At 65.5% G+C, this 6,509-nt stretch carries 5 protein-coding genes and 1 pseudogene; 1 reads left to right on the plus strand and 5 read right to left on the minus strand.

Annotated features, from left to right (window positions below; genetic code table 11):
* Window positions 1-618, plus strand: a 618-nt coding sequence (locus tag C0456_RS19270) for a TrkA family potassium uptake protein (RefSeq protein WP_291055830.1), incomplete at its 5' end; no start/stop codon positions are given.
* A 10-nt stretch (window positions 619-628) separates the two neighbouring features.
* Here C0456_RS19270 and C0456_RS19275 read toward each other — a convergent pair.
* From C0456_RS19275 to C0456_RS19295, 5 genes and pseudogenes are all read right to left on the minus strand, one after another.
* The gene (locus C0456_RS19275; RefSeq protein ID WP_291055833.1) at window positions 629-1,309 is read right to left on the minus strand and encodes a response regulator transcription factor; all 681 of its coding nucleotides are present in this window, start codon (window positions 1,307-1,309) and stop codon (window positions 629-631) included.
* Complete coding sequence (locus C0456_RS19280; RefSeq protein WP_291055836.1) at window positions 1,302-3,941, minus strand: sensor histidine kinase KdpD; 2,640 nt, start codon at window positions 3,939-3,941, stop codon at window positions 1,302-1,304. Before C0456_RS19280 ends, C0456_RS19275 begins: the two co-directional genes overlap by 8 nt.
* A gap of 9 nt (window positions 3,942-3,950) precedes the next feature.
* Window positions 3,951-4,505, minus strand: coding sequence for a potassium-transporting ATPase subunit KdpC (gene kdpC / locus C0456_RS19285; protein WP_291055839.1), 555 nt, complete (start codon window positions 4,503-4,505; stop codon window positions 3,951-3,953).
* A gap of 13 nt (window positions 4,506-4,518) precedes the next feature.
* Window positions 4,519-6,177 carry a potassium-transporting ATPase subunit KdpA gene (kdpA, locus tag C0456_RS19290; RefSeq protein WP_291055842.1) on the minus strand — a complete coding sequence of 553 codons (1,659 nt, stop codon included), beginning with the start codon at window positions 6,175-6,177 and terminating at the stop codon, window positions 4,519-4,521.
* Between the two features lie 18 nt (window positions 6,178-6,195).
* Window positions 6,196-6,509: pseudogene (locus tag C0456_RS19295) on the minus strand (potassium-transporting ATPase subunit B); the annotation flags it as partial.

Below are 6,509 nucleotides of genomic sequence, written 5' to 3' on the forward strand. Positions count from 1 at the left end.
GGCCGGTTTGGCGGCGCTGTCGCTCGCCGCCTCGCCAGCATGGGCACCGAAGTGCTGGGGGTGGATAGCACCCCCGAACTGGTGCAGGCTCATGCCGATCACCTGACCAAGGTGGTCGAGGCCGATTGCACCGATCCAGCGGTGCTGCGCCAGCTGGGCGCGGCCGATTTCGCCACCGCTGTGGTCGGCATCGGCAGCGATATCGAGGCGAGCGTGCTGACTGTGCTAGCGCTTGCAGACATGGGCCTCACCAACATCTGGGCCAAGGCCAGCAACACCAATCACGCGCGCATTCTGGAACGGATCGGTGCGACCCACGTGGTATTTCCCGAAGAGCGCATGGGTGAGCGGGTGGCGCATCTGCTCAATGAACGCCTGCTCGATTTCATCGCCTTTGACGATGAATTCGCCATCGCCCGGCTCTCCGCGCCTACTCCGATTGTCGGCCTGCCGCTCGTCACGAGCGCCTGCCGCAAGAAATACGACGTGACCGTGGTGGGCGTGAAACGGAAGGGCGAAGCGTTCATCCACGCCGTGCCGGACACGATCATCTTCCCCGACGATGAATTGGTGGTGTCAGGCAAGATCAAGGATCTGGAGCGATTTTCGGCGATCTGACCGCCGGTCGCTACCCTGCGACCCGGTAACCCACGCCGGGCTCGTTGATGATCAGCTGCGGCTCGCCCGGATTAGACTCCAGCTTGCGGCGCAATGACCGGACCGCCACGCGCAGGTAGTTGAGATCATGCCGGTGGGCCGGTCCCCAGACCAGTTCCAGCAGACGGTCGTGCGTCACAACACGCCCGGGATAATCGGCGAGCGTCCAGAGCAGGTCGAATTCGCGGGGAGTGAGGTCCACATGCTCGCCCCGGACGACAACCTCATGCGCGTCTCGGTCGATATGCCCACTGGCGAACTGGCGCCGGGCCGTGGTGGAGAGCGGCCCAGCCTTTCGGCGAAGCGCCGAGCGGATGCGGGCCAGCAGCTCCTCGCTATCGAAGGGCTTGGTCACGAAGTCGTCGGCGCCAAGGTCGAGCGCGGCGACCTTCTCCTCGGTCGCGTCGCGGGCGGTGAGGACAATCACAGATAGGCTAAGCGCCGCAAGCTGCGGCACCACCTCCAGCCCGTCACGATCGGGCAGGCCCAGATCGAGCAAAGCGACCAGCGGCGCGGGCGCGGCACTGGCAATCCGCAAGGCTTCGGCAGCGGTAGCGGCCTCGACGTGGGTGATTGTTACCCGATCAAGCGCGCCGATCAACAACCGCCGGATGGCGGGTTCGTCATCGATGATCAGCACGTCCTTACGCATCGTCAGGTTCGTCTCGCGGGTTTGAGGCCGGAAGGCGAACCGCAAATTCAGCCCCGCCTTCGGGCCGGTTGGTGGCCGATATCACACCGCCAACGGCTTCGACGAGATTCTTGGCGATCCACAGCCCAAGGCCCGTTCCGCCCACCCGGTCGCTGCCCTCGAGCCGCTCGAAGCGTTCGAACAGCGTATCGTGCTGCTCGGGCAAGCCCGGCCCGCGGTCGCGCACCCGGCACGCCACGTGGCTGCTCTCATACTCCAGCACGATCTCTACCGCGCTGGTCTCGGGCGAGAACTTCAGCGCATTGTCGACGAGGTTGATCAACGCATGGCGGAGCAGCACCGGATCGCTGGCGATCAGCGGGCAATCATCGTCGATACGGGTCACGACTCTGCTGCCATCGCGGTTTTGGCGCAGGTCGCGCAGCACGGCGTGGATCACATCGGTAAGATCGATGCTCTCGATGCGCGGTTTGACGCCGCCGTCCTCGATGCGTGACGCCTCCAGCAGATCGCCGAGGAAGCGTTCTAGGCGTCGTGCTTCGCTGCGCGCGATCAGCACTTCTTCGGCATAAGCCCCCTCCGCAGGGATCGCTTCGGCGGCAGCGATGACCGAGGTGAGCGGGGTGCGCAGGTCGTGGGCGATGCTGCCAAGCAAAGCGCCGCGCAGGCGGTCCCGTTCGCGCAAGGTGCCGACCTGTCGGGCTTCGTCCTCCAGCACCAGACGTTCATGCGCCAGCGCGGTCTGATCGATCAGCGAGGCAAGCAGCGTTGCATCGTCGGCGCGGATGATCCGGCCCTGTTCGGGGCGCGCCGCTCCCAGGGCCCCCATGATCCCGAGCGCGGTCTGAAGCGGGTGAAACTGCCAGTCGGACGCATTTAGCGTGCCGGTGTCGCGCCCCGTCACTTCGCCGCGTTCCAGCGTCCAGCGTGCTGCCGCTTCGTCGACCAAATCCAGTGCGGCGTGGGCCGGATTGCCGCGCACGGTCAAGCGGTCGCCTTCAAGGCTTACGATGATCGCCTCTACCTCCAGCAGTGCGCCGATCTCGCGGCAGGCGACTGCTGCGGTGCTTTCCCGATCCGACAACCCGCCCAGCAACCCGGCAAAGCGCGCGAGCGAGGCGTTCAACCGGGCAACCCCCGCACTGGTCTCCGCCTGACGGCGCACCTTGCCCGCCAGCGCGCCGATCACACCAGCGACCAGCGCCAGCACGGAAAAGGTGATGACATCGGCAGGGTCATTCATCAGCAGCGTGAAGCGCGGCTCGGTGAAGAAGTAGTTGTAGGCTAGCGCCGCAAACCCTGCCGCCCAGAGCCCGACATAGGTCCGCAGCAAGCTCGCGGCGACAATCACCGGCACCAACAGCAACATATCGATGGCCCCGCGCGGCAGCCAGTCTTGCGCTGCGAACACCGGGCCGACCGTCGCCGCGACGATGGCTAGTGCCGACAAGGGCGCGCGCCAGGGGCTGTAATCACCTCTGGTCGCTGGACGCTCATCGGCGTCTTCCAGTGGGACGACTTGCACCGCGATCCCCCGCGCCTTGCGGATCACGTCCTGCGCAATGGAACCGTGCCGCCATTCGAACCAGCGGCTGCGGCGGCTCTTGCCGATCACGATCTGGCTCGCCCGAAGCTCGCGAGCCTGATCGACCAGCGCCTGCGCCACATCGGTTGCGGCCAGTGTCATCAGCGCCGCACCCAGCGAAGATGCCAGCGCCAGGTTCTCGGCCAGCTGCTCGCGTTGCGACCCTGCGACCCCGCGCGCACCGCCGCTCTCGACCACCACCGCTGTCCAGGGGGCATAGGCAAGATCGGCAAGGCGTTTGGCATGGCGGATCACCTGTGCCCCGCCTTTGCCCGGGCTGACCGCTACCAGAATACGCTCGCCCACCGCATAATCGCCTTCGTCCCCGGCCAGCGTGAGCTGATCGGTAAGGCGCCGGTCCACCGATCCCGCCGCATAGCGCAAAGCCAGTTCCCGCAAGGCGGCGAGCTTCGAGGGCGTGAAGAAGTTCGTCAGCGCCTGCCCGGCTGTATCGGCGAGGTAGACCTTGCCGGCCCGCAGTCGCTCGATCAGCGTTTCGGGCGGGAGATCGACTACGATGACTTCGGCGGAATCGAGGATGCTGTCGGGCACCGTCTCGCGCACCCGGACATGCGTGAACCCGGCGACAAGATCGTTGAGGCTCTCGATGTGCTGGATGTTGAGCGTGGTGGCAACGTCGATCCCCGACACTAGCAGTTCGGCGACATCCTGCCAGCGTTTCGGATGGCGGCTGCCGGGCGCGTTGGTGTGGGCGAGTTCATCGACGAGGATCAGCCCTGGGCGCCGTTCCAGCGCAGCGTCGATGTCGAATTCATCGAGCGTATGGCCCTGATAGGCAATCGCCCGGCGCGGAAGCACTTCGAAGGGTTCGAGCTGCACCGCAGTATCGCTGCGCCCGTGGGTCTCGGCCACGCCCACCAGCACATCGAGGCCTTCCGCCTGCCGCCGAGCAGCTTCCTGCAACATCCGGTAGGTCTTTCCCACTCCGGGCGCAGCACCCAGATAGACGGTCAGCCGCCCGCGCTCCTCACGCTGTGCAAGGCGCAGAAAACGCTCGGCATCATTGGCGGGGCGCGGCTCGTCCATCAACCCCGCCTACTGCGCCTGCCGGTCGAGCGCCAGATTGAGTTCGAGAACGTTGACGATCCTCTCGGGCGCGAAGGGGCCAGCGGCGCTGACTGCCTGAGCCTCGATCAGGCGCTTGACCTCGGCAGGCGGTAACCCGCGCGCGGCGGCCACGCGGTCCGCCTGATAGAGCGCACCCTCAAGGCTGATATGCGGATCAAGCCCGCCGCCTGATGCTGCAACAAGATCGGCGGGAATTGGTTTATCCGCCGTTGCACCGTAGCGGGCGATGAGCTCTTTTGCCCGGTCCGTCAGATCCGGACTGGTCGGCGATGTGTTGCTGCCGCCCGCACCCATGCCGTCGTAATCCACCGCCGAGGGCCGCGGCCAGAAGTAGCGGGGGCTGCTGAAGTCCTGCGCAATTAACTTGCTTCCGACTGCCGGGCCATCGGCTTCGATGATCGACCCATTCGCCTGAAACGGTGCGACGCTCTGTGCGAAGGCCAGCACCAGCGCCGTGTAGCCAACGACGCATATGGCAAAGGTCACCAGCCACAAGCGCAGTGAGGGGAGAAGATATTGCATCGGTCAGGGTTCCTTAGCGCATCAAAGTGACATGCTCGGCGATCGGACCGAGCGCGGCGGCGGGGAAGAAGGTGAGCGCACCGAAGATCAGGATGACGATGAACAGCATCACCCCGAAGGTCGGCCCCTCGACGCTCAACGTTCCCGCACTCTCTGCGCTGCGGCGCTTGGCCATCAGCGATCCGGCGATGGCGAGCGGCACGATGATCGGCAGATAGCGTCCGATCAGCATGGCAAGCCCGGTGGCGATGTTCCACGCCGGGGTATTGTCGCCCAGTCCTTCAAACCCTGAGCCATTGTTCGCAGCGGCCGAGCTGAACTCGTAGAGGATCTCGGAAAAGCCATGCGCGCCGGTGTTGTTGAGCGTGTCCAGCCCCCAGGGGGTCGCAGCGAACAGCGCCGTGCCGCCGAGGATCAGCAGCGGGTGCGCAATCAGCGCGAGCACCACGAGCCGCATCTCGCGCCCCTCGATCCGGTGGCCGAGATATTCGGGCGTGCGCCCCACCATCATTCCCGCCACGAACACGGCGAGCGCGATGTAGAGGAACATGTTGATCATGCCGACGCCGACGCCGCCGAAGGTCTCGTTGAGCCACATCCCGGCCATCGGCACCAGGCCGGTGAGCGGATTGAGACTGTCATGCATTGCCCCCACCGAGCCGTTGCTGGTTGCCGTGGTGAGCACCGCCCACAGCGGGCCGGTGGTGGCACCCAGGCGCAGCTCCTTGCCTTCAAGATTGCCGACATCCTGCGGCACGGCGAGATCGGCAAAGGCCTGTGTCGGTGCGGCCTCGAAGGTGACTGCGGCGGTCAGCTTGATCACCAGCAGCGCGGCCATGACGCCGAAGATCACGGCGGCGTGCTTCACGCGGCCGATGATGCGCCCGAACATCCACACGCAGGCCATGGGGATCAGAATGATCGCGATGATCTCCAGCGCGTTCGACCAAAAGGTGGGGTTTTCGAACGGATGGGTGGAGTTGGGCCCGAAGAACCCGCCACCGTTGGTGCCAAGCTGCTTGATGGCAACGAAGGCAGCGGCAGGCCCGCGCGCGATGGTCTGGGTTGCGCCCTCAAGGGTCGTCACCGCCGCCGCGCCTTCCAGCGTCATCGGCACGCCCGCCAGCGCGATGGCACACGCCAGCAGCATTGCGACCGGCAACAGCAGCATGAATGCAGCACGTTGCACATCGAGGAAGAAATTCCCCATGCTGGCCTGTCCCCCGATCCCCCGCGCCAGCGCCGCCAGCGCGGCAATCCCGGTCGCGGCGGAGACGAATTGCAGCCACATCAGCCCGCCAAGCTGGGCGAGGTAGCTCCAGGTGCTCTCGCCCGAATAGTGCTGCAAGTTGGTGTTGGTGGTGAAGGATGCAGCAGTGTTGAAAACGAGGTCGAGGCTGGCCACACCCTGCCCGTCGGGGTTGAAGGGCAGGAGGTGCTGGGTCGCCAGCAGCAGGAAAACGAAGCCGAACATCACCACGTTGAAAGCGATGAGCGCGAGCGAATAGGTCTTCCAGTCCTGCTCTCCCGCGCCTCCGGTGGCGGCAGTGAACAGCCGGTCGGCAGCGGCGAAGCGGCCCGAGAACAACGCGGCCATATATTTGCCAAGCGGCCAGGAAAGGAGAGCCGTGCCGCCGACGACGAGGATGATGGTGAGGATGCTTGCAAGCATGTCAGGTTCCTTTGCGGCTCAGGCGAGGCCGAGGCCGGCGACAGCGAGGTCGATGAGCTTGATGCCGACGAACGGCGCGATCACCCCGCCCCCGCCGTAGATCGCGAGGTTGCGCAGCAGCTGGCTCGCCGCAGGCATGGGGCGATACGCGACGCCCTTGAGCGCCAGCGGCACCAGCAGGGGAATGATGATCGCGTTGAAGATGATCGCCGAGAGGATTGCGCTGCTGGGACTTGCCAGCCCCATCACGTTGAGCGCGTCGAGCCCGGGATAGAGCACCACGAAGATCGCCGGCAGGATCGCGAAATACTTGGCGACATCGTTGGCTATCG

The organism is Hyphomonas sp., assembly GCF_013823385.1.
In the GTDB taxonomy this organism is placed as follows: domain Bacteria; phylum Pseudomonadota; class Alphaproteobacteria; order Caulobacterales; family Hyphomonadaceae; genus Hyphomonas.